This is a genomic window from Nonomuraea rhizosphaerae, from assembly GCF_019396405.1.
Taxonomy (GTDB): Bacteria; Actinomycetota; Actinomycetes; order Streptosporangiales; family Streptosporangiaceae; genus Nonomuraea; species Nonomuraea rhizosphaerae.
The window spans coordinates 20,193-43,619 of sequence record NZ_JAHKRL010000277.1 but is presented as its reverse complement, the minus strand read 5'-3'; the positions used below and the strand labels follow the sequence as shown (position 1 = coordinate 43,619).

19 protein-coding genes are annotated in these 23,427 nt (G+C 69.0%); 8 read left to right on the top strand and 11 right to left on the bottom strand.

Annotated elements, in window-relative coordinates; all coding sequences use genetic code 11:
• Positions 1-308: 308 nt before the first annotated feature.
• Entirely contained in the window at positions 309-1,787 is a 1,479-nt protein-coding gene (locus tag KME77_RS14030) for an IS1380 family transposase (protein WP_308250697.1), read from the bottom strand.
• Complete coding sequence (locus KME77_RS14025; protein WP_219466898.1) at positions 1,748-3,478, bottom strand: ISAs1 family transposase; 1,731 nt, start codon at positions 3,476-3,478, stop codon at positions 1,748-1,750. Before KME77_RS14025 ends, KME77_RS14030 begins: the two co-directional genes overlap by 40 nt.
• Positions 3,479-4,269: 791 nt before the next feature.
• Between KME77_RS14025 and KME77_RS14020 the strand changes: the two genes are divergently transcribed.
• Entirely contained in the window at positions 4,270-5,307 is a 1,038-nt protein-coding gene (locus KME77_RS14020) for a polysaccharide deacetylase family protein (protein WP_219466896.1), read from the top strand.
• A gap of 1 nt (position 5,308) precedes the next feature.
• On the opposite strand, the gene KME77_RS14015 is transcribed toward KME77_RS14020, so the two are convergent.
• On the bottom strand, positions 5,309-6,448 hold the full coding sequence (locus KME77_RS14015; RefSeq protein ID WP_219466904.1) for a saccharopine dehydrogenase family protein: 1,140 nt from the start codon (positions 6,446-6,448) through the stop codon (positions 5,309-5,311).
• A 159-nt stretch (positions 6,449-6,607) separates the two neighbouring features.
• Here KME77_RS14015 and KME77_RS14010 point away from each other — a divergent pair, with 159 nt between their 5' ends.
• A complete protein-coding gene (locus KME77_RS14010; protein ID WP_219466894.1) occupies positions 6,608-8,809 on the top strand; it encodes a serine/threonine-protein kinase in 2,202 nt (733 codons plus the stop codon).
• 57 nt (positions 8,810-8,866) lie between these two features.
• Positions 8,867-9,841 (top strand): malate dehydrogenase, encoded by a 975-nt coding sequence (locus KME77_RS14005; protein ID WP_219466891.1) that lies wholly within the window; start codon positions 8,867-8,869, stop codon positions 9,839-9,841.
• Positions 9,842-10,249: 408 nt separating this feature from the next.
• Here KME77_RS14005 and galE read toward each other — a convergent pair whose 3' ends face one another.
• A complete protein-coding gene (gene galE, locus KME77_RS14000) occupies positions 10,250-11,203 on the bottom strand; it encodes a UDP-glucose 4-epimerase GalE (protein ID WP_219466888.1) in 954 nt (317 codons plus the stop codon).
• Positions 11,204-11,289: 86 nt separating this feature from the next.
• Here galE and KME77_RS13995 point away from each other — a divergent pair, with 86 nt between their 5' ends.
• Together KME77_RS13995 and trpS are read left to right on the top strand one after the other, a co-directional pair.
• Entirely contained in the window at positions 11,290-12,603 is a 1,314-nt protein-coding gene (locus KME77_RS13995; RefSeq protein WP_219466886.1) for a hemolysin family protein, read from the top strand.
• Positions 12,604-12,617: 14 nt separating this feature from the next.
• On the top strand, positions 12,618-13,622 hold the full coding sequence (trpS, locus tag KME77_RS13990; protein ID WP_219466883.1) for a tryptophan--tRNA ligase: 1,005 nt from the start codon (positions 12,618-12,620) through the stop codon (positions 13,620-13,622).
• A 64-nt stretch (positions 13,623-13,686) separates the two neighbouring features.
• Here the strand turns inward: trpS and KME77_RS30300 are convergent, their stop codons facing one another.
• From KME77_RS30300 to KME77_RS13970, 4 genes are all read right to left on the bottom strand, one after another.
• Entirely contained in the window at positions 13,687-15,423 is a 1,737-nt protein-coding gene (locus KME77_RS30300; protein WP_219466880.1) for a WD40 repeat domain-containing serine/threonine protein kinase, read from the bottom strand.
• A 33-nt stretch (positions 15,424-15,456) separates the two neighbouring features.
• Positions 15,457-16,020 (bottom strand): NUDIX domain-containing protein, encoded by a 564-nt coding sequence (locus KME77_RS13980; RefSeq protein ID WP_219466875.1) that lies wholly within the window; start codon positions 16,018-16,020, stop codon positions 15,457-15,459.
• The gene (locus KME77_RS13975; RefSeq protein ID WP_219466872.1) at positions 16,017-16,295 is read right to left on the bottom strand and encodes a hypothetical protein; all 279 of its coding nucleotides are present in this window, start codon (positions 16,293-16,295) and stop codon (positions 16,017-16,019) included. The genes KME77_RS13980 and KME77_RS13975 overlap by 4 nt, the downstream gene beginning before the upstream one ends.
• A gap of 111 nt (positions 16,296-16,406) precedes the next feature.
• Complete coding sequence (locus KME77_RS13970) at positions 16,407-16,820, bottom strand: TIGR03668 family PPOX class F420-dependent oxidoreductase (protein WP_308250696.1); 414 nt, start codon at positions 16,818-16,820, stop codon at positions 16,407-16,409.
• Between the two features lie 78 nt (positions 16,821-16,898).
• Between KME77_RS13970 and KME77_RS13965 the strand changes: the two genes are divergently transcribed.
• On the top strand, positions 16,899-17,639 hold the full coding sequence (locus tag KME77_RS13965; RefSeq protein ID WP_219466862.1) for a nuclease-related domain-containing protein: 741 nt from the start codon (positions 16,899-16,901) through the stop codon (positions 17,637-17,639).
• A 214-nt stretch (positions 17,640-17,853) separates the two neighbouring features.
• Here KME77_RS13965 and KME77_RS13960 read toward each other — a convergent pair whose 3' ends face one another.
• Both KME77_RS13960 and KME77_RS13955 read right to left on the bottom strand, forming a co-directional pair.
• On the bottom strand, positions 17,854-18,579 hold the full coding sequence (locus tag KME77_RS13960) for an SDR family oxidoreductase (protein ID WP_219466860.1): 726 nt from the start codon (positions 18,577-18,579) through the stop codon (positions 17,854-17,856).
• Between the two features lie 184 nt (positions 18,580-18,763).
• The gene (locus KME77_RS13955) at positions 18,764-19,270 is read right to left on the bottom strand and encodes a MarR family winged helix-turn-helix transcriptional regulator (RefSeq protein WP_219466858.1); all 507 of its coding nucleotides are present in this window, start codon (positions 19,268-19,270) and stop codon (positions 18,764-18,766) included.
• On the opposite strand from KME77_RS13955, the gene KME77_RS13950 reads away from it, so the two are divergent.
• Both KME77_RS13950 and KME77_RS13945 read left to right on the top strand, forming a co-directional pair.
• Positions 19,176-20,837, top strand: a complete 1,662-nt coding sequence (locus tag KME77_RS13950) for an amidohydrolase family protein (RefSeq protein ID WP_308250695.1) — start codon at positions 19,176-19,178, stop codon at positions 20,835-20,837. The genes KME77_RS13955 and KME77_RS13950 overlap by 95 nt on opposite strands.
• 232 nt (positions 20,838-21,069) lie before the next feature.
• Positions 21,070-21,984: a YihY/virulence factor BrkB family protein gene (locus KME77_RS13945; protein ID WP_246609730.1), complete on the top strand. Its 915-nt coding sequence runs from the start codon at positions 21,070-21,072 to the stop codon at positions 21,982-21,984.
• Between the two features lie 252 nt (positions 21,985-22,236).
• On the opposite strand, the gene KME77_RS13940 is transcribed toward KME77_RS13945, so the two are convergent.
• Entirely contained in the window at positions 22,237-23,349 is a 1,113-nt protein-coding gene (locus KME77_RS13940) for a D-alanyl-D-alanine carboxypeptidase family protein (protein ID WP_246609729.1), read from the bottom strand.
• Positions 23,350-23,427: the final 78 nt, after the last annotated feature.

Sequence of the window (23,427 nt, the reverse complement as noted above, 5' to 3'; positions counted from 1 at the left end):
ACTGGAAACGGAGCAACGAACCTGGCCACGGTCACTGGGGTGGCACAACCGACCGGGAAACCGGCGGAACATGAAGGCCCCAGGCCCTACCGCCATGAGACGCCACCGCGCCAGCCCCCGACCCTACACGAGGTGGTCGTCCCTCCTGATCAGTTTCGGCTGATAGAGGTTTCTGTCTGATCGTCCTGTTCAATCCAGGCGGGTGGTACGGCGGTCTACCCGAGACGCTCGGGCGGACGGCGGTTCCACGGGCCGCTTGGGGGATGCCATCGCTCCTCTCTGGGATCGACGGTAGGCGTTCGCACTGGTCAGATAGGCGCTGGCAGAGCGCACAGACGCTGCCAGCAGATCAGGAAGGCGTTCGTCCACGGCCAGGTGGCGCTGATCTTCAGGATCCGCCGGCGGGCGTGAGAGACCAGCCGGGCGGGCAGGTGCCACAGGCAGAAGCGGAGGGTCTGCGGCTCGGCGCGAGCCAGCTCGGCGTCGTCGTGCAGGCCGAGCAGCCGGGTCCAGGCGTCGAGATCGGCGGCGAGATCGGCGGCGAGATTGCAGGTCAGGACCCAGCCGACGTTGACGTTCCACGTCTTGGACGGCAGGTTGCGCAGCCCCATGGCCTTGTTCGTGCGCACCCGGTCCTCGACCTCGGCGTGATCACGGTGGACGGCGTCGATGAAGGCGAGCTGGTGGCTGCCGGGGATGCCGCGCAGGCCGCGAGGGCCGAGGTTGGTGGCGGTGATCGCGTACTTGAAGCCGGTCTTCTTCTCCAGCGCGGTGAGCTGTGCCGTGTCGCGGGCCGAGGGGCGTACGCGGCGGACCAGCAACCGGACGCCCCACAGCGCAGCGCGTTCGTCCAGGCCGGTCAGTTCGGCCACCTGTGCGTGCGCGTGGACCTCGCCGTCCTGGCGGATGGCGGCCTGCCAGGCGCTCTCGGGCAGGTTGGCGATCGCGCTCTCGTCGGTGCCGGTGATCTTCCAGCCGACGGTGAAGCGGACGGTGCGCCGGGTGGTGTTCAAGCCCTTCATGTGTTCGACCAGCTCATGGGTGGCGCCCGCGCCGTCGATCCTGATCCAGATCTTGCCCCGGAAGGGCTCGGGGATCTGCCTGATGGCTTCGGTGAGCACGCGTACGTGGTCGGCCACGGTGTTGGAGCCGGCCGATCCGGTGCGCAGCAGCATCGCCAGCGATTCGTGCGTGTTGGCGCACCAGGCGGCCAGCGGATGAAACCCAAAGCCCTTCTTGAATGTCGCCGAAGCGCCCTGTTTGCCGGAATGTGCGGTGATCAGCGTGGCGTCCAGGTCGATCACGATCCAGCCGGTCAGCACCTTTCCCGCTATCTGCAGCCAGGGAAATCCCGTCTCGGTCGCGGCGACCAACTGCCACACGTGTCGCCGCACCCGCGCCCGAACCCGGGCGATCCAGACCTGCAGCTGCTCCGACGTCCCGACGGGCTCCAGCGCCCGCCGCACGGTGGAGTCCGAGGGTGGCTTGCCGAAGAGCTGCTCCTGGTGGGCCAGCAGAGCGATCTGCCGCATGCTGGTGGCGCCCAGCGCGATCGCCACCGCGAGTTGGACCAGCACCACGCCCCGGTCCCACACCGGCGAGCCGCCCAGCCGGGCGAACACCCCGCCCAGCGCCCCTGTTAACCCACTCTGATCAGCGCATTTGCGCAGGAGCACGGCTCCCGCATGTCCGACGAGCCCCTTACCGTCCCCTCGAACAGACAAGCGGCGGTCCCATGCCGTAGCGTTCACCCGAAAGGTGCATCCGTTTCTCTGCGATCTCGTGATCTAGGCAATCCGATCATCGCAGGTCGGAGGCACCTTTCTCTATTAACGATCTTCAGGAACGAAATGCCGGCCGAGTTACCGAGGTTAGTAGCGCGAGTCCATGATCCAGAACCCACTCGCAAGCATTCACGGGTGCGCAAGGTGCTCGGACTATCCCTCATGAGGCCCGAGGGTCGACGGTGAGCGAACGTTCCACAAGCGGACGGGTGGCGTCTTGGGCCGGGTTGTGCGCCTGCCGATAGCCACACCCGCTCAAGTCGTGGCCATGTGGGCTTCGCGTGGCGGACAGGAACTCCCGCAGCCAGGAACCGCCCCTCGGCACTCAGGGCCCCGGCGTTGAATTGTTCCGTCCCATTCCATCCCGCGATCAGATGTTGTAGACAGCGAGGGCGGCATCGTGGTTGAGAAGGTCGCGGCGGGCGTGGGCGATGTTCGCGCGGCCGGCCAGGCGGACGGTACTGATCGCCAGATTCCGGAAGCCGGCCAGAGCTCTGGGCGCGGTACCCGTCCTGACCTGGGAATGTTCCTCGCTGAACGTCACGTCCCTGACCCAGTGCAGCCGATTTTCCACACACCAGTGCCGGCGCTCGTAGTGGTTGAGGTGGACGGGACCTGCCAGGTCGGCAGGCAGGCTGGTGATACCGAACACGATCTCTTTGCTGGTCCAGGGGGCCGTCCGGGGGCCGGTCCAGCTCGCCGACGTCGCGGCGGAGCCGGAAGGCTTGCCGGGCGCCAGGGAAGAGACCGTCATCGGCGGGGCCGGTGCGGATGATGCGGCGCTCGGTACGGCCGTGCCCGTGATCGTCATCGATGGCGGTGGTGGCGGTCCATTCGGCATCCGGTCCGGACAGCAGGGCGTGTGCGGCGGCGCGGGTCAGCGGCTGGTTGCCCTTCACGATGAGGACGTAGTGGCCGCCCATCGCCGTGATCAGGCGGGCGGTGGTCTTGGTGGTGTGCAACGCGTCCAGAGTCAGGACCATCCCCTCCATCGGCAGGCGGGACAGCAGGGCGCGGGCGGCGGGGCCCTCGCCCTTCTTGTCGGCGACCTGGCATTGGCCCAGGATCACGCCGTGCTCGTGGCTGATCGCGCCGACCAGGAAGACTCGCCCGCCCTCGGCGGTGCGTGCCCCGCGCAGCGCCTTGCCATCCAGCGTCGCCGCGGGCCGCAGGCCGGGCGGGGCCGGATGAGTGAGCTGCCGCGCTGCCGCGCGGCGCTGTTCCCGCTCGGCGGGGCCGGGGGTGTCGGAGATCTGCGGCACGGGCGCCTGATGACGGACGACATCGGCGACATAGCCGCTGATCGCGGTGTCCAGTGCGTCGGCGTCCAGCTCGGCCAGGACCCGGCGGAAGGTCCGTTCGCTCGGGACGGTGAACAGCCCGGTGAACGGATCGCGGTAGGCGCCCAGCCGCTGAAGCGCCCGTTGAGAGATCCGGGTAGCCCACTGCCAGATCGCCGCCACGCTGTCACCGCCGACCACCAGGGTGGCGCACGCGGTCAACGTCAAGACAACCACCAGCGGATGCCGCAGCCCACAGGACGAGCGCTGATCGGGCACCGTCGCCAACCGGCGCATCAGCGCCGATTCCACCACGACCGGGTCGGCGGCCAGTTCCGCTTCCCACAGCGCCAGGTCGGCGATCTGGTCAAGCCACGGGACGGGACGAGGGCTGGTCAGAGAAGATGGGGACACGAGCGCGACTCCTGCGACGATCCTGCGGTTTGGAGACCTGAAGGATCACCAGAAGTCGCGCTCTTTCGTATGCCACCTGCCGAAACCCTCAACCGCGCCATACCTCATCAAAACTCAAGAACGCCGGGGCCCTGCCTCGGCACTGACCTCAAAGTCGGATTCACTCCTGAAAACCGGACTTCTCTCGCCGCCCTCTTCGCCTCGCTGTCCCCGTAGGTCCTGCTTGGCTACGACTCCTCGTCCGCCAGGACACCGTCCTGCGCCAACAAGGCGATCTTATGAAACGGACGTCTTCGACGAGTTGGGGGACCGGCTCGGCTCTGGCGGCGTGCTGATCGCCGATGCGACCGGCGTTGTCGAAAGGGCGTCGGCTCAGCGGGCGCAGCGGCATTGCGGCGGGATCGCGGGCCGGATCGGGTGACCCTCGCCGGTCCCCGGCCGGCTGGGCGCTGCTGGAAGGGCGGCTCTATCTGCCTGAGCCCCCGACAGGCCGATCTCGAACGGTGTCGCGGTCGGCGTCCTGGACGAGACCGCCTTCGCCGCCAATCCCGCCCATTACATTCTGCAGATCGACGAAGCGAGCGAGAGGCCATCGAGGAAGGTGGCTTAATTGTTCTAGCCAGAGAGAGGTCTTTGTGTAGCTAGGGCGGTTTTGGCAGCTCATGGCCATGCCTTAGGGGGTGTTGTCGGATTTTCTGGGGCATCTCTTGGCTTTGTCAGGGCGTGGCGGGGTTGATCTCCTGGGTAAGAGCACTTACGTAAACAGTCGTAAGCGTCACGGGGGGTTACTGATGCGGCTGCGTTTCATGAGTGGAGTGGGGCTGGTCGTGGTCGCGGCGATCCTGTGCGGCTGCAGTGAGGAGCCGGCCACCAAGGCGGTGAGCGCCAAGGCCGACACGGCGGCGAAGCTGAAGCAGACCAGGGCGGCCAAGCTGGCGGCGGCGGCGAAGGTGAAGGCGAACGAGCTGGGGCAGATCCCGGTGCTGATGTTCCACCGGGTGATCAACAAACCCGCCACCACGGACGACCGGACGCCGCAGCAGTTCAGGAGTGATCTGGAGCGGCTGGTCAAGGATGGGTACGTGCCCGTAACAGCGGCGGAGTACGTCACGGGGAAGATCGATATTCCGGCGGGGAAGCACGCGGTGGTGCTGACCTTTGATGACTCGTCGCCGTCGCAGCTCACGCTGGATGAGATGGGGAATCTGCGGCCGGACACCGCCATAGCCATATTGCGGGACGTGGCGGCGAAGAATCCGGGGTTCCGGCCGGTGGCGACGATGTACGTCACGCGGGACATGTTCGGCAAGACGACGACCGACGAGCAGGCGCAGATGCTGCTCTGGCTCAAGGACAACGGGTTCGACATCGGCAACCACACGCGCGACCACTTCGACCTGCGCACGCGTACGCACAAGCAGGTCGAGGAGCAGATCGGCAGCATTCAGAAGATGGTCAGCTCGATGTCCACCGTCAATCCGGTGACCATCGCGCTGCCGTACGGGAACCAGCCGCGTAACAAGGAGTGGGCCCTGCACGGCAAGCTCGGCGACGCCGTCTACAAGCACAGCGGCGCTTTTCTGGCGGGTTACACGCCCGCGCCCGCGCCGTTCAGCAAGTCGTTCAACCCGATGGGGATCCCGCGCATCCGGGCCATGGAGAAGAAGGGGGACTGCAAGCAGTTCTGCTCCGTGGCGTGGCTCGACTGGCTGAAGGCCAATCCGGATATGCGGTACACGTCGGATGGGGACGCGGCGAGTGTGGCGTTTCCGAAGTTCAAGTCGCCGTTCCTGAAGACGTCGTTCAAGACGCGGGCCCTCGCGTACTGAACTACGCCGCCGGCTCTCGCGTGCTGAAGGTGATGCCGGCCTTGTGCAGACGGTCGATCAGCGGCCGGCCCATGGCTGAGGCTGTGGTGAGCTGGCCGCCGGCTCGGTCGGGGACGTCGTCGAAGGCGAGGCAGAGGGCCGCTTCCGACAGCATCACGGCTGTCTCGTCGTAGCCGGGGTCGCCGCCCGCGACCTCGGTGACGACGCGCTCCCCGCCGCCCTGGCCGAGGAAGGTGGCCTTGAACCAGTTGCGGGACCGTTGTTCGGGGGACGGCCCGGTGCCGGGGGTGACACGGCCGGCCAGCAAGTCCCGTACCGGGGGGATCTGGGCGAGCGTGACCAGGGTGCTCGCGCCGGCGACCACTGCGAGGGCGGCGGGGAGCTGCTTCACGGCCAAGTACTGGCGGTAAGTGAAGTCGGGGCCGTAGCGGTCGAGGAGGCGGGCGGAGTGGCCGACGATCTGGGGGTCCACGGTGGGCATCGGCAGGGCCCAGCCGCCCACGTAGCGCAGGACGCCGGACGTCGCGCTGATCCGGCGGCCGGGTGGGCGGGGTTCGGCCGAGCGGCGCTGGGTGGCGGCGGCGAGCCCGCCGAGCGGGCGGGAGGCGATCGACAGCACCGAGGCCAGGGTGCCGCCTGACGGGCTGCCGTGGACCCGCAGGAATCCGCTGACCTTGAGGGGAACCCCCTCGGGCAGTTGGGAGACCGTGTGCAGCACGCCCAGGTCCCACGGGATGGAGTCGAAGCCGCAGGCGTGGACCAGTTTGGCGCCGGTGGAGGCGGCCAGGGCGTCGTAGCGCGTGTACATACGGTCGACGAACTCCGGCTCGCCGGTCAGGTCGAGGTAGTGGGTGCCGGCCTCGGCGCAGGCGGCGACGAGCGGCTCGCCGTACCGGATGTAAGGACCGACGGTGGTGACGAGGACGCGGGTCTGGCGGGCGATGGCCGCCAGAGAGGCCGGGTCGGTGGCATCGGCGATGAGGATCGGCACGTCGAGGCCGAGTCGCTCCAGCTTGGCGCGGTCGCGGCCGGCCAGCGCCCAGCGCACGTCAGGCCCTGCGACACGAGCGAGCCGCGCGGCGGTGAGTGCGCCGGTGAAGCCGCTCGCTCCGAACAATACGATGTCGAATGCGCGCATTATTGCCTCGTTTGTGCTTTTCTTGCCCACGGGTGATCTCGGGTCGCCATACTGCTCCTGGCGACAAACCGTGACGTCACGAACGGTTAACGGTTCCCTGAGAGCTTACTGAGCGTCGTAAAGTTTGCGTCGTCGGGCTTTGTTTGGACGTGGGGAAGACGAATGCCGCAGATCTCGCCGCTGGTCGCGGGCGACCCGAGCATGCTGGGGTCGTTCCGGCTGACCGGCCGGATCGGGGAGGGCGGCCAGGGCATCGTCTACCTGGGCGTCACCGACGAAGGGGAGCAGGCGGCGATCAAGCTGCTGCATGTCAAGTTCAGCGGTGACACGATCGCCAGGTCGCGGTTCGCGAGGGAGCTGAAGGCGGCGCAACGGGTGGCGTCGTTCTGCACCGCCCGGGTGATCGAGGCCGACCTCGACGGCGACACGCCGTACATCGCCAGCGAGTACATCGACGGGCGCGCGCTGCGCGACATCGTCGACAACGACGGGCCGCTGCGCGGGACGCCGCTCGACCGGCTGGCCATCGGCACCGCGACGGCGCTGACCGCCATCCACCACGCCTCGATCGTGCACCGCGACTTCAAGCCCGACAACGTGCTGATCGCCCCCGACGGGCCGCGCGTGGTCGACTTCGGCATCGCCAGGATCATCGACTCCAGCGGCACCATCACCAGCCGGGCCATCGGGACGCCCGCGTACATGGCGCCCGAGCAGATCGCCGGCGACGACATCGGGCCGTACACGGACGTGTTCGCCTGGGGGGCGACGATCGCGTTCGCGGCCACCGGGGAGACCGTGTTCGAGGGCAACTCGATCGCGGTCGTGCTCAACCGGATCCTGAACCACGAGGTCGACGTCAGCATGCTCCCCGAGCCGCTGCGCGGGGTGGTGCGGTCGGCGCTGAGCAAGTCGCCGGACGAACGCCCGTCGGCCGACCAGATCCTGCTGCGGCTGCTGGGGCAGACGGAGGAGACGACGGGGGCGTCCACAGCGGTGCTGACGCGGGGCGTGCAGGTGGCCAGCGACGACACCACGCCGTTCACGAGGGTGTCGGCGGGGACGGTCGGCACAGGCACAGGCACAGGCGCGATCGCGAGTACGGGTGCGGGCCCGGGTGCGTCGGCCCCGCAGGCCCAGGCCGGTTCCAGCTCCGGTGTGATGCCTCACACCGGCTCGGTGCACCGTCCCGTGAGTCCGCGGACGGGAGCCGAGTCGGGTCCGCAGACCGGCGCCGGGCCGGCGTCGCAGCCCGTGGCGCGGTCGTTGCTGCATCCGCCGGAGCAGTCGGCGGTGACGGGTGGCGAGCCCATCCCGTGGGTGACGGGCGCGGGTCCCTTTTCCAGCCCCGCGGCCCCGAGTCCCGTCACGGCGGCGGCCCCCGTCCAGGGCACCGTCCCGCCCGAGAGCCTTCCTCCGGCCGACGGCTCCCCGCCCGCCCGTCGTGACTCCGACACGATCGTGCCCGGTTCGGGGCGGCGTACGTTTTGGATCGCCCTCGTCGTCGCCGCCGTGCTGATCGCCGCGACGGTGCTGGTCGCGGTGCTGAACGGATGGGCGCAGATCGCGTTCAACCTCACCCCCGCGCCGACCCCGACGCGCGGGGACGGCCCATCGCAGCCCGGGACGTTCAACTCGGTAGCCGACAAGGTCTCCAAGACCGGAAAAATCGTGATTGGGGTGAAGGGGGACCTGCCCGGCGTCGCCCTGCAACGTGACGGCCGCTTCGAGGGCTTCGACATCGACCTGGCCGGGCGGATCGCCTCCGAGCTGGGGGCCAAGCAGACGGAGTTCGTCAGGCTGCCCAAGGCCGATCGGGAGCAGGAGCTGGCCGACGGCAAGGTGGACCTCGTCATCGCCACGTACTCCATCGACAAGGACGACGTCGAGTTCGCCGGCCCGTACTACGTCGCCCACCACGACGTCCTCGTCAGCGACAACGACCCGGACGCCCCCATCGACTCCATCGCCGACCTCAAGGGCAGGAGGATGTGCGCCCCCGACAGCCCGTCCGTCGGCGCCGTGCAGGACAAGGTGAAGGTCGCGCTCGTCCCGGCCACGGACTACGCCCAGTGCATGGACCTCCTCAGGAGCGGCAAGGTCGTCGCGGTGCCGGGCGAGGACCTGATCCTGGCGGGGTTCGCCAGCCGCGAGAACCAGCGCTTCAAGATCCTCGGGGCCAAGCTCAACAACGAGCGCTACGCCGTCGGCATCAGGAAGGGCGACGCGAAGACCTGTGTCGCGGTCAAGGGCGTGATCGCCGACCTGTACAAGAAGGGCGTCGTCAAGGACCTTCTGGCGAAGTACTTCCCCAATGTGGAGTTCAGGCCGGAGGAGAGGGTACCCGTGATGGAACCCTGCTGAGGGGGAACGGGTAGCATCCGAAGGTCAATGAATCATCCTGCGAGTTAGGGGAAGGCCATGGCCACGCCCGTCAAGGTGACCGTCACCGGAGCCGCCGGTCAGATCGGCTACGCACTGCTGTTCCGCATCGCGTCGGGCCAGCTGCTTGGCGCGGATGTGCCGATCAAGCTCAGCCTGCTGGAGATCCCGCAGGCGGTGAAGGCGGCCGAGGGCACCGCCATGGAGCTCGACGACTGCGCGTTCCCGCTGCTGTCCGGCATCGAGATCACCGACGACCCCAACGTGTCGTTCGACGGCGCCAACATCGCGCTGCTGGTCGGCGCCATGCCGCGCAAGGCGGGCATGGAGCGCGGCGACCTGCTCGGCGCCAACGGCGGCATCTTCGGCCCGCAGGGCAAGGCGATCAACGACCACGCCGCCGACGACATCAGGGTCCTGGTCGTGGGCAACCCGGCCAACACCAACGCGCTCATCGCCCAGCGCAACGCGCCCGACGTCCCGGCCGACCGCTTCACCGCGATGACCCGCCTCGACCACAACCGCGCGCTGTCGCAGCTCGCCGCCAAGCTCCAGGTCCCGGTCACCGAGATCAAGAACATGACCATCTGGGGCAACCACTCCGCCACCCAGTACCCGGACCTCTACCACGCCGAGGTCGGCGGCAAGATCGCGGCCGAGCAGGTGGACGGGGAGTGGCTGCGGGAGACGTTCATCCCGACGGTGGCCAAGCGCGGCGCCGCGATCATCGAGGCCCGTGGGGCGTCCTCGGCCGCGTCGGCCGCCAACGCCGCGGTCGACCACGTGTACGACTGGGTCAACGGGACCGAGTGGACGTCGGCCGCCGTGGTGTCCGACGGGTCGTACGGGGTGGCCGAGGGGCTGATCTCGTCGTTCCCGGTGCGGGCGGCGGGCGGGCGGTTCGAGATCATCCAGGGGCTGGAGATCGACGCCTTCTCGCGCGAGCGCATCGACGCCAGCGTCCGCGAGCTCGCGGAGGAGCGCGACGCGGTCAAGGAACTGGGCCTGATCTGACCCGAAGTATGCCTATAGGCGCGCGTCTGTCATGGGCGTGCGCCTATTTCTTTTTTACGGCTTTCTTTTTACGGCCGGCATGGGCCGGCCCCACTCGCCGACCAGGGCCGGCGACTGTCCAGGGGAACGCTCCTCCGGTGATGCGGGGCCGGGCGCCGTTACGTGCGCACAGTGGGCCGTTCGAGCGCGCAGAGCCGACAGCGGCTCCCTCACGGGTTCGGTGGGGCCGAGTAGCGCGTGACGACAGCGGTCGGCCCCGCGGGCGGTCCTTTCGGCGTCGGTGTCGCGAACAGGACGCCTGCCGCCGCTGTGAGGCTGCCCAGCGCTATGAGCACAGCGAAGAGCAGCTTGGTGACCCTTGGTGAAAAGCTCCTCACATTTCGGTATCACAGCACATATGACGCGGTGTCATCCAGACTTTCCAGAAAGCGCTCCCCACGCATCCTCGACCATGCGGCTGAGCTCGGCCTTCTCCGGCTTCCAGCCGAGCTCCCGGCGGATCTTCTCCGACGAGGCGACCAGGACCGCGGGGTCGCCCGCGCGGCGCGGACCGACCTCCGCCGGGATCGCGTGGCCGGTGACCTCGCGGCAGACCGAGACGACCTCCTGGACCGAGAACCCGGTGCCGCTGCCCAGGTTGTAGATCTTGTGCTCGCCCGGCGTCGCCGCCTCCAGCGCGAGCAGGTGGGCGGTCGCCAGGTCCTGGACGTGGATGTAGTCGCGGACGCAGGTGCCGTCCGGGGTCGCGTAGTCCGTGCCGAACACCTTGACCGACTCCCGCTCGCCCGTGGCCACCTTGAGCACGTTCGGGATGAGATGGGTCTCGATGGTGTGGCGCTCGCGGAAACGGCCGTACGCGCCCGCCACGTTGAAGTAGCGCAGGCTCACCGCACCTAGGCCGCTGATGTCCGCATAGGCGGACAGAGCGGTGTCCACGGCCAGTTTGGAGGCTCCGTAGGGGTTCGTCGGCCTTGTCGGGTCGGTCTCCAGGATGGGGGAGCGCTCGGGCTCGCCGTACGTGGCCGCCGTGGAGGAGAACACGATCGAGCCGACCCCCTGCGCCCGCATCGCGTCGAGCAGGGCCAGCGTGCCGCCCAGATTGTTCGCCCAGTACAGGCCCGGCTTCTCCACCGACTCGCCGACCAGTGACCTGGCCGCGAAGTGCAGCACCGCGTCCTTGTCGGCGAGCACGTCGTGCGCCTCGGTGATCGATGCGCGCACGAACCGCGCACCTGGCGGCACCGCGTCCTCGTGGCCGGTGGACAGGTCGTCGAGCACGGTCACCTCGTGGCCCGCCTCGACAAGCCGCGCCGCGACGACGCTGCCGACGTAACCCGCGCCTCCGGTGACCAGCAACCGCATGTTCACTCCTGTGGATATATGTTTGATTTTGTACGGCTCGCTGTTCAGCATACGCGGGAAAGCGGACGCGTAGGCTGCCAACCACCATGTTTGACACCCTCGCGGCCAACATCGCCCTGGTCCTGCTCTTCATCCTGGTCGGCGGCTTTTTCGCCGCCGCCGAGATGGCGATGGTCTCCCTGAGGGAGAGCCAAGTACGCAAGCTCGCCCAAAAAGGCCGTCGCGGCGAGCGGGTCGCCAAGCTCGCCCGTGACCCGAACCGCTTCCTGTCCGCCGTGCAGATCGGCGTGACCGTCGCCACCATGCTGTCGGCCGCGTTTGGCGCCGACCGGCTCGGCATGCAGCTCGAGCCCGTGCTCGAAGGCTGGAACGTCCCCGAGCCCCTCGCCCCCGTCCTCGCCCTCGTGCTGGTGACGCTGGCCATCTCGTACGTGTCGCTCGTCCTCGGCGAGCTGGCGCCCAAACGCCTGGCCCTGCAACGGGCCGAGGGGCTGTCGCTGGTCGTGGCGCCGTTCCTCGACCGCATCGCCTCGCTGTCGCGCCCGATCATCTGGGCGCTGTCGAAGTCCACCGACGGCGTGGTCAAGCTGCTCGGCGGCAACCCCGAGGCCGACCGGGAGGAGGTCACCACCGAGGAGCTGCGCGACATGGTGGTCGGCCACACCGACCTGACCGCCGACGAGCGCAAGCTGATCGCCGAGGTGTTCGCGGCGGGCAAGCGGCAGCTCCGGGAGGTGATGCTGCCGCGCACCGAGGTGGAGTTCATGGAGGCCGACACGACGCTGGCCGAGGCCGCGGTGCTCGCCTCCGGGCTGCCGCACTCGCGCTTCCCGGTGTATCGCGAGTCGTACGACGAGGTCATCGGATTCGTGCACGTCAGAGACCTGCTCGACCCGGTGCTCGTGGGCCGGATCGAGCCGATCAGCGAGCTGGTGCCGATCCGGCCGGTCAAGCTCGTACCGGCCTCCAAACGCATCCTCACCACGCTGTCGGAGATGCGCGACGAGGGGCACCACCTGGCCATCGTCGTCGACGAGTACGGCGGGACGGCCGGCATCGTCACCCTGGAGGACCTGGTCGAGGAGCTCATCGGCGACATCAGGGACGAGTACGACGTCGAGGGCGACACCGTGGTGCTCCCGGCGGGCGAGCTGGAGATCGACGGCCTGACGAACCTCAACGACTTCGCCTCCCAGACCGGCATCCGCCTGGCCGACGGCCCGTACGAGACGCTGGGCGGGTTCGTCATGGCCGTGCTCGGCCACGTGGCCGCCGTCGGTGAGGTGGTGGAGGTGCCCGGCTTCACGCTGACCGTGATCGAGCTGGACGGCCGCCGTATCGCCCGGGTGAGAGTGAAACGCCGTCAGGTGGCCGAGTCGCCGCCCGAGCAGGATTCCTGACACAATTGCCTGCTATGGCCAGACCTCGCGTGCTCTCCGGCATCCAACCCACCGCTGACTCGTTCCACCTGGGCAACTACCTGGGTGCGCTTCGCCAGTGGGTGACGTTGCAGGACACGCATGACGCCTTCTACTGCGTGGTGGACCTGCACGCGATCACCGTGCCCACCGAGGCCGAGGCGCTGCGCCGCCGTACGCGCGTCGCCGCCGCCCAGCTCTTCGCCGCCGGGCTCGACCCGGAGCGCTCCACGGTGTTCGTGCAGTCGCAGGTACGCGAGCACACGGAGCTGGCCTGGGTGCTGATCTGCCTGACGGGGATGGGCGAGGCGGCCCGGATGACCCAGTTCAAGGACAAGTCCGCTAAATACGGGGAGAACGCGGCCAGCGTCGGCCTCTTCACCTACCCGATCCTCCAGGCCGCCGACATCCTGCTCTACCAGGCCAACAGCGTGCCCGTTGGCGCCGACCAGAAGCAGCACCTGGAGCTGACCCGCGACCTGGCCCAGCGCTTCAACCACCGCTACGGCGACACCTTCACCCTGCCTGAGCCGTACATCCCCAAGGAGGTCGAGAAGATCACCGACCTCCAGGAGCCCACGGCGAAGATGTCCAAGTCGTCCTCCAGCCCCGCCGGCATCCTGGACGTCCTCGAACAGCCCGGCCCGCTGCGCAAGAAGGTGATGCGCGCGGTGACGGACACGGGCTCGGAGGTGCTGTTCGACGAGGAGAACAAGCCGGGCATCTCCAACCTGCTGCGCATCCAGTCCGCCCTCACCGGCACGCCCATCGACGCCCTCGTGGCGCGGTACGAGGGGCAGGGTTACGGCACGTTCAAGAAGGACGTGGCGGAGGCCGTGATCGAGACGTTCACGCCCATCCGCGAGCGCACCGAGAAGCTGCTGGGCGACGAGGCGGAGCTCGACCGGCTGCTGGCCATCGGGGCCGAGCGGGCCGGCGCGGTGGCGCGCGAGACCATGGCCATGGTCCGGGACAGGGTCGGCTTCCTGCCGAAGCTCTGACCGGTCAGGGGACTTTTTCGGTTGTACGGGCCGGTCAGGGGAGTTTCTCGATTGCGCGGGCCGGTCAGGGGACTTTCCACAGTCGTACGGTCCGGTCGCCGCTGCCCGTCGCCAGGGTGGCGCCGTCCGGGCTGAACGCGACGGCGCCGACGTAGTCGGTGTGGCCGGTCAGGGTGGCGACGGTCGTGCCCGTCGCCACGTCCCACAGCCTGCCCGTACTGTCGTCGCCCGCGCTGGCCACGGTCTTGCCGTCCGGGCTGAAGGCCACGGCGCGGATCTTGCCGGTGAAGGTGCGCGGGACGTAGCCCTGGCCCGTGCCGGCGTTCCACACCCGTACGGTGCCGTCGTCGCCGCCGGTGGCCAGCGACTTGCCGTCCGGGCTGAAGGTGATCGACCAGATCGGGCCGGTGTGGCCCTTGAGGGTGATCGGGTTCTCGCTCGTCGCGGTGTCCCAGAGGCGTCCTGTGCCGTCGTAGCCGCCGCCGGCCACGATCTTGCTCCAGGGGCTGAAGGCGACCGACCAGACCTCGCCGAAGTCGTCGCTCCGGAGGACGGCGGTGGGGCGGCGGGTGCTCATGCTCCACAGGCGTACGGAGCCGTCACGGGAGCCGCTCGCCAGGGTCGAGCCGTCCGGGCTGAACGCCACGGAGTCCACGGCCGCCGTGTGGTAGGTCCAGGCGGTGGTGGCGGAGATGGACTGGTTCGTGGTGCCGGCCTCGGAGATGCGGACGGCGGCGATCGTGGCCGACACGGCGACGGCGGCCATGACGCTGGCGCCGCCGAGCAGCAGGGCGCGGCGGGACGGGCGGGGGCGGCGATCCGTGCTCTGGGGAGGGCCGAGGGCTTCTTGGGGGAGCGGGGCGGCGTTCTCGTCCGGGGGCGGTGTCCTTGGTGGTGTTTGGGGCGGTGTGCGAGCCGGTGTCTGGGGCGGCGTTCGCGTCGTCGAGGTCGGTGCGGTCGGCGGGGGCGTCGCGTTCTGCGGTGGTGAGGTGGTGATCGCGGCGAGCGCCTGGGCGGTCCGGTCGGCGTCCATCCGCTGGGTGGGGTCCTTGCGCAGCAGACCGTTCAGTACGGGCTCCAGCGGCCCGGCGTGCACGACCGGAGCGGGGTCGCGGCTCAGCAGCGCCGACAGGATCGCTATGAGGGTGTCACCGGTGTACGGCGGACGCCCCTCGACCGCCGCGTACAGGGTCGCCCCCAGCGACCACAGGTCGCACGCGGGGGTGACCGGCCGGCCGTGCGCCTGTTCCGGTGCCATGAACGCCGGGGTGCCGATCAACGTCCCGGCCGTGGTCAACGTCGGGTCCCCGGCGAGCCGGGCGATCCCGAAGTCGGTGATGATCACGCGCTTGCCGGCCAGCAGCACGTTGGCGGGCTTCAGGTCGCGGTGGACGATCCCGGCCGCGTGGGCCTCGGCCAGCGCGTCCAGCATCAGCGCGCCGATCCGCGCGACCTCGGCCGCGGGCAGGCGCCCCTGACGGGCGACGGTCTGCTCCAGGGACGGCCCGCGGACGAACTCCATCACGATCGCCGGAGCGTCGTCGTGGGTGATGACGTCGTACACGGTGACGATGCCCGGATGGTTGAGCCGGGCCGCCGAGCGGGCCTCGCGCATCGCGCGTTTGCCGAACGACTCGCGTTCGGCGGCGCCCATGCCGGGCGGGAACAGAATTTCCTTGATGGCGACCTCGCGGTCGAGGAACTCGTCGTGGGCCCGCCACACCTTGCCCATCCCGCCGGTGCCGACCGGCTCGATGCGCCGATATCGGCCGTCGATCACCTCGTCACCTTCCCCCGTCACAATCGGAGGATAACGCACGAAAGATCAATAAAATTAGAACTGTTGCGGCTCCAACCATCGGATCAGCGGCTGCTCAACAGGCGGGAACCAGTCGAAGGCCATAACCTCCACAGGTTCGAGGCAGAACCTGCTCTTCTTCTCGTGGAAGACGTAGCGGAAGTCGGCGTGCAGATGCGCGGGCTCGCGCAGCGCGGCATTCGCCGGGACCTCCACAATGGCGATGTCCACCGGAACGACATCCGACAGCGAAATATCCGGAGGAATGGCGATATCCCGCCAGGGAACGCCGGTGCCCTCCTCCAGGCCACGCATCGCCGCGTCGTACAGGGTGCGATCGGTGGACAGGACGTGACCGCCGGGCAGCCGCCAGCCCTCGTCCACCCGATACTGGATCATCAGGACGTTCCCGTCCCTGTTGACGGCGACGCCGCCGCAGGTGACGTGCAGCGGGAACGTCTTGCGCCAGACCGGATCGAGGCCGCCGTCGAGGCCGCCGTCCAGGGCCTCGGCCAAGGGGAGAACCTCGTCGGCGCGGTCGGGATGGGCGGCCAGGTAGCGCTTGAGGGTGGCGCTGAGATCCTCGCGGGGGACGGTCATGGGATCACATGGAAGTGGAACGGCGGACCCGCCGCAATCGGGTGCCTGAGTTGTTGCCGCAATTCGCAGATGTCCTGCGGGTCGTCCCGTGCGCGTTCCGCAGGTGTCTCGCGGTGGTCGAGGCGGTGCTTCAGGTAGACGTCGGAGCGGATGTCAGGGCGGGCATCGGCGCGGACGTCGGAACGGACGTTCGGGCGGACGTCGGCGTGGGCGTCGGCGTGGGACGTCGGTGCGGACATCGGTGCGGACATCGGTGTGGACGCCGAGACGGACATCGCCTGGGTCGTCTTGCGATCGGCATGGGGAGAGCCCCGGTGCTTCCCCGCGCCGGGGCTCTCTGGTCTCAGGCTACTGCGAGATCACGCCGCCGTCTGCCCGCCTGGCGGTTAGCTCGTGTATGCCCACCCCGACCAGCGGGTCACGGTCACGACGATCACCGGGCCGGCCGGGCGCCGCCGTCGATACTGGCTGTACTTCTCGGTGAGGGCGTCGACGGCGTGATGGTGGTCGGGGCCGGCCTCGACGATGCGGGCGTGGCCGTCCGCGCGAACCCACCACAATTGCGCCCAATCTTCTTCGTAGTGGTCCACCAATAGCGACACCGTCGCGTTCTCGCGGATATTTCGTAGTCGCCGGAGATCTGTGGTGGTTTTGGGTTTGTGGTCGATGGCTATCATCACCCGGTCGCCGAGCGCCGCGAAGGTTACGGGCACCAGGTGAGGGGTGTTCTGGGCGTCCGTGGTGGCGAGGCGGGCAATTCGTTCGCGGTGAAATCTCGCGCGGGCCTCTTCGGCATTCATTCCCATGTCGATTTCTCGCGGAAATTGTCGGCGGCGCCGCGTAGCTTTGGTCGCGTTCTCGGCGTACGGAGGCTCGCCATGGTTCGTTCTCGGACGGCTGGTGCCGGTGCTTCGGCGTACGCACAATATCGGGCGCGGCTGAGCGCGGGCCGCGTCCGCCGATGGTCGGCGCGGGCGCTGCTCGCCATCGCCGTCCTCGCCGTGGTCGCCTGGCTGTGGGACTGGCGGATCGGGCTGCTCGCGGCGGCGGTCGTGGCGGTCGCCGATGCCGTGCGGGAATGGCGTACGCACTCGTCCACGACGGCGTGGCGCAAGGGCGCGCGAGGAGAGCGCGCCACCGCGCGGTTACTGCGGCCGTTGGAGCGGCGCGGATACGTCGTGCTGCACGACAGGGCCCTGCCACGCTCCAAGGCGAACGTTGATCACCTGGTGATCGGCCCGCCAGGGGTGTTCGTGGTCGACTCCAAGGCCTGGCATCGCCACACCCGCATATCGAGCGGCAAAGGACGGCTGTGGATCGGGGGCAGACCGGCCGATTCCACCGTGCGCGCGGTCACGTACGAGACGCGCAAGGTGGCCGACGCGCTGGGCACGGCGATGGGACGGCCGGTCCAGGTGACGGCGGTGGTGGCGGTGCACGGGGCCAAGCTGCCGCGCTGGGGAGCGTTACTCGTGTCCGGGGTCACGCTGCTGCGGGCCCGGCGGGTGCGCGGGTGGATCGTCCAGCACGGGACGCGGCTCGACGAACCGCAGGTCGCGGCCATCGGCGCAGCCGCCGAACGCGCCTTCCCACCGTACGTGGAGAAGGAGCGACAGTGACGGCAGCCGGGCGCACCGCCACTGCTACCGCCGCTGGCGCTGCCGCACTTTTGTGTGCTCGATAGTGGGCCGGACGGCCGTGCGCCCGTCTTGTGCGCCTGTCCCCTGTGCGCTGGGTACACGTGTTGCGGGCTCTCCGTCTGTTGGAGTCCGTCGTTGTAGGGGGAGGGGCCTCGGGGAGGCCTGGGGGCGTCGCAGGGGTCGCTGACGGCTGTCACCACGGGACGGTGCCGCCGGTTTCGCTGAGGAAGGCTCCTGTGACCGGTTCGGTGAGTTGGCGGGCGATGTTCGCCCCGCCCTCGGCGGCGCTGAGGACGCCTCGGTGGCCGTTGAGGTCCGTGGCGCAGAAGCCCGGCGACACCGCGTTGACCGATATCCGGGTGTCTGCCAGCTCTGCGGCGTAGATGAGGGTGATCGCGTTCAGCGCGGCCTTGGAGGAGTTGTAGCCGAGCAGCTGCCCGTACTCCCGGAACGGCGAGTCGGCGTCCGTCAGGAACGCGAACGTTCCCAGCCCGCTCGACACGTTGGCGATGCGCCCGGCTTGTGACCTGCGCAGCAGCGGCAGCATGGCGTTGGTGACGGCGACGACGCCGAGCACGTTCGTCTCGTACACCTTTCGCAGCGCCGCAACAGGCAGCTCACTTGGCTTGTGCGGGCGGTCGTGGGTGATCGCGGCGTTGTTGACGAGGATGTCCAGCCGGCCGAACTCGGCGTCGATGTACGCGGCGGCGGCCTCGATGGTGGCGAGGTCGGTGACATCGAGAGGTACGAACCGGACGTCCAGCCCTTCTCCGGACAGCGACGCTGCGGCTTCGGTGCCTCGTTCGTGGTTGCGGGCTCCGAGGAGTACGACGTGTCCGGTCCGAGCGAGTTCGCGGGCGGTCGCGTAGCCGACGCCCTTGTTGGCGCCGGTGATGAGGGCGATGTGCTGGTTCGTCATGACTCCAGGCTTTGAGACGCGGCGGTGGATCGGGAGAGCACCGCTGAACCTGGGATCGACGCTGCCAGCTTGAGAGAAGGGCGGGCACTTGAGGGACGAAGGGCGGGCATTTGAGGGAAGGGCGAGGCAGGTGGTGGTCCGAGGCGGGGGCCGGATGTCGAGCGGGGACAGGTGGCGGGGTGGGTCAGCGGAAGCGGCGGCGGCCGACGGTCGCCAGGATCTCGCGGAGGGCGTCCGCGGCCTCGCGGATCGCCTCCTCGGGAACTCCGGCCATCGCCTCGTCGTGGGCCTTGCCTGAGGCCACCAGCGCGGTGTTGGCCAGGCGCAGGCCGTCGGGGGTGAGCTGGACCCAGCGGCTGCGGGCATCGCCGGGGTTGGCCTCGCGTTCCACGTAGCCGGCGGCGGTCAGGCGCTGGAGGACGTTGCTGGTGCCGCCGGACGTCAGCAGGAGTGACTTCGACAGCTCGCTCGGCTTGAGACGGTGCGGGGGGCCGGTGCGGGCGAGGGCGGCCAGGACGTCGAACTCGGCGTACGTCAGCCCGAGCTCCGCCAGTTCCGCCTTGACCGCAGTCTCGAAGAGCAGGTTGAGGCGGGACATGCGCTTGCTCAGCTCCAGGCTGGCGATGAGCGACGGCGACATGTCCATGGACTGCCAGCGGGGGACCAGCGCGTCCACCTCGTCGTGCTTCATGCGATCGAGGATACTTGGTGACATATTGCTTTCTGAAAAGCTTCTTTCTAAGCTTTTGGGTGTGACAGTTACTGTGATCAAGGGTGGGATCGTCGTCGACACCGAGCCGCAGCCTGTGGTGCTGGGGCGGGTGGACGTGCGGATCGAGGACGGCAGGATCGCGGCGGTCGGGCCGGACCTCGCCAACGGCACAGGAGTCGGCAACGGCACGGGAGTCGGAGGCGAAAGGACCGGAGGCGAAAGGACCGGCCGTGAAGGGATCGGCGGCGACAAGGCTGTCGGCGGAACGGTTTGTGGCGAAAGGGGCGGTGGCCGAGCGGTCGGTGGGGAAAGGGGCGGTCGCGAGGGGAGCGGTGGAGGGGGTGGTGGCCAAAGCGTCGGTACAAGGGAGGCCGGTGGTCGGGGAGTCGATGGCGAGGAGGTGGAGGTCGTCGACGCGAGCGGGATGATCGTGCTGCCCGGCTTCGTGGACAGTCATCGGCACACCTGGCAGGCGGGGATCAGGGCGGTCGTGCCCGACACCACGTTCGACGGCTACCTGCGGCGGATCATCCGCGAGCTCGCCCCCGCCTACCGCCCCGAGGACGTCCACGCGGGGAACCTGGCCGGCGCGCTGGAGTGCCTCGGCGCGGGGATCACCACGCTGCTCGACTGGTCGCACGTGCAGTTCACGCCTGAGCACACCGACGCCGCCGTACGGGCGCTGCGCGAGTCGGGCATCCGGGCGGTTTTCGGGTACTGCCACGGCGGTCCGCCCGAGCGGCTGGCGGAGGAGGGGCGGCGGGTCCATGACGTGCACTTCGGTACGACGGGGCTGCTCAGCATGGTGATCGCCGCGATGGGGCCGGAGATCGCCGGGCCGGAGGTGGCGCTGCGGGAATGGCGGCTGGCCCGCGACCTCGACCTGCCCGTCACCGCGCATCTCGGCGGGCACGGTCCGAGGAGCGCGACCGAGGGGCTGGCCTTCCTGGCGGACAACGGGCTGTTCGGGCCGCGGACGACGTACGTGCACGCCAACCACTACACCGACGACCAGCTCAAGGCCATCGCCGGCAGCGGCGGGAACGTGTCCGTGTCGCCGATCGACGAGATGGGCCTCGGCATCGGGTATCCGATCACCGGGCGGGCGCTGGCGGCCGGGTTGCCGACGTCGCTCAGCATCGACACCGTGGCATGCTCGCCGGGGGACATGTTCAGCCTGATGAGGGCGGCGTTCGCGATGGAACGAGGGCGGCCGGACGGGCAGGGGATGGGGTTCGACACCCGGGACGCGCTCAGGATCGCCACCATCGAGGGCGCCCGGGTCGTGGGGCTCGGCGACGAGGTGGGGTCGCTGCGGCCGGGCAAGCAGGCTGACCTGGTGCTGCTCCGTACGGACACGCTGGGCATGGCGGCGGCGTACGACCCGATCGGCGCGGTGGTGCTCAACGCGGACACCAGCGCGGTCGACACCGTCCTCGTCGCCGGGCGCGTGGTGAAGAGGGGCGGCAGGCTGCTGCATCACGACGTGACAGAAGTGCTCGCCGCGCTGGCTGAGTCGGCACGTGCCGTGACAACAGTGCGCTGACAGACGCCGTAACAGTGTCACCCTGACGAACACTGCACAAGTCGCGCCGTGCGAGCGGCCAGGCACTGAGCACCGCCGTTGGACGGAGGCCGGACGAGTCGCCGTGACAAGCCGTTGTCGGATGCGCGGCTGATCCCCTCGTACGTGGTACAAGGGCGGTAACCGGGGCAGATACCCGGGCCAGGGTGGGGATCTCGGAAGGCGGCGCGACGGCACAGTGATGGCGAACGTGATGACACGCGTCGAGTCGATCAAGGCCCGGGCCGGTCGCATCGTGGAGTACTGGCGCATCCGCCGCCCATGGGTCGACCACTTGATCAGGACCGTCCAGCGCTACCAGTTGCGCTTCGGCGACCGGCTCGCGGGTGCGGTGACGTACTTCGCGTTCCTGTCGTTCTTCCCGCTGATCGCGCTCGCGTACGCGATCTTCGGCTACGTCCTGTCCGAGGACCAGAACGTGATCTACGCGCTGGAGACGGCCATCAAGGAGCAGCTGCCCGGCCTGTCCAACCAGCTCGACCTGAAGAGCATCGCGAACGCCAAGGCCACGGCGGGGATCATCGGTCTGCTCGGCCTCCTGTACGCGGGGCTCGGCGCGGTCGACGCGCTGCGCGGGGCGCTGCGGGACATGTACATGACCACGGCCCCGCCGCCGAACTTCTTCATCGGCAAGCTCCGTGACCTGCTCACCCTGCTGATGCTGGGGTTCACGCTGATCGTGTCGGTGCTGGTCGGCGGGTTCGCCACGCAGGCGACGACCGCGGTCGCGGAGTTCCTCGGGCTGGGCAGCGCGCCGGTGACGACCGGGACGCTCTGGCTCGTGGGGGTGGCGGCGGGGGTGGGCGCCGACTGGGTGCTGTTCCTGATCGTGCTGGGGTTCGTGGCCAAGTCGGACCAGCCGTTCAAGGTGCTGGCGATGGGGGCGCTGCTGGGGGCCATCGGGTTCGCGGTGCTCAAGCAGGTGGCGTCGCTGCTGCTGGCGCAGACCCTGTCGAACCCGATCTACGGGACGTTCGCCGTCATGGTCGGACTGCTGATCTGGATCAACTTCTCCGCCCGGCTCGTCATGTACGTGGCCGCCTGGACCGCCACGGCCGGGCTGCACCCGCCGCCCTCCCCCTCGCCGATTCCCTCCAACGGGAGCTGATTTCCCAACTTGTCTTGGGAAGCGGCGACCTGGTGCCGCTGCACGCGCTCGCCGAGGCCGGGTTCCTGGAGCAGGCGGACGAGCAGCCGGGACGCGGCGACAAGGGGGCCTCGGCGTCTCTACCGGTACGACCACTCCAGCGGCGTGTGTCAAGGACGCCGAGGCGTGGCCGGACAGGGACATGCGGGGGAGGCCGTCGGGCTGATCGAGCTGCTCCGCGACGACGAATGGCAGGTATGACAGGGGGGAGGGTCAGAGCTTCGAGCCGCGCCGCCGCCGGATGCCGTACCCCAGCCACACCAGCCCGAACAGCAGCCCGCCCCCGATCACGACCGAGCCCACCACCCTGGTGGAGTCCGTCTGCTTCGAGGCCGCGTTGTCCAGCAGCGGCACCGAGGACGCGGGCGGCGCGCTGACGGCCGGCCCGGTGACGACCGGCGCGGGGGTGGCCTGGACGGGCAGCTGGGCAGGCAGCGGCTCGACCAGCCGCCCGACCGCCGTGACCTTGCCGCGCGCGCGGAAGCCCCAGTCGAGCAGGTCGCAGACCTCGTCCCAGAAGTAGCCGTCGTGGCGCATGATCGTGACGATGACCGTGTGGCCGCCGCGGGTGGCGGCGCCGACGAAGCTGCCCTGGGCCTTGGACGTCCAGCCGTTCTTGACGCCGATCATGCCCTTGTAGCGCCACAGGAGCTTGTTGTGGTTGCTGATCTCGTACCACTTCTTGGGCGCCGGAAAGCGAGCGGTCTTTGTGCTGATATATCGACGAAAATCGGGATCGGACAGGCCGGCTCGGGCGATGAGCGCCAAGTCGTAGGCCGAGCTGCTCTGCCCCGGCTTGTCCAGGCCGCTGGGCGTCTTGGCCACGGTGTCGTTCGCCTGGAGGCGCCTGGCCTCGGCGTTCATGTCGCTCATGGTCTTGGACAGGCTGCCGTTCGCCTCGGCCAGCGCCATCGCCGCGTCGTTGCCCGACGACATCATCAGCGCCTTGAACAGGTCCTCGACCTTGTAGATCGGCTTGGTCGTCAGGCCGACGGCGGTGCCCTCCTGGTTGACCGCCTTGCGGCTGGGCTTGACCTTGAGGTTCTTGTCCAGCTTGGGGATGAGCGTGAGCGCCGTCAGCGTCTTGAGCGTGCTGGCGGGCAGGTAGCGGCCGTGCGGGTCCTTGGCCGCGAGCACCTCGCCGGTCTCCAGGTCGGCGATCACGTACGAGGTCGCCTTGGTCTTCGGTGGCGCCTTGATGCCGGTGGGCTTCACCAGGCCGCGGCTGCCCAGCAGATCGCCGCCCACGGGGGTGGTGGGAGCGGCGTGAGCGGGTACGGTCAGCGTGACCGCGGCGAGGAGTGCCGTGACAGGCACCAGTTTCATCCACATGGCGGTCTCAGCGTAGCTTCGAGTCATTGCACATGTGGCGACACATCCCCCGATGGTCGGTCCCCGATACAA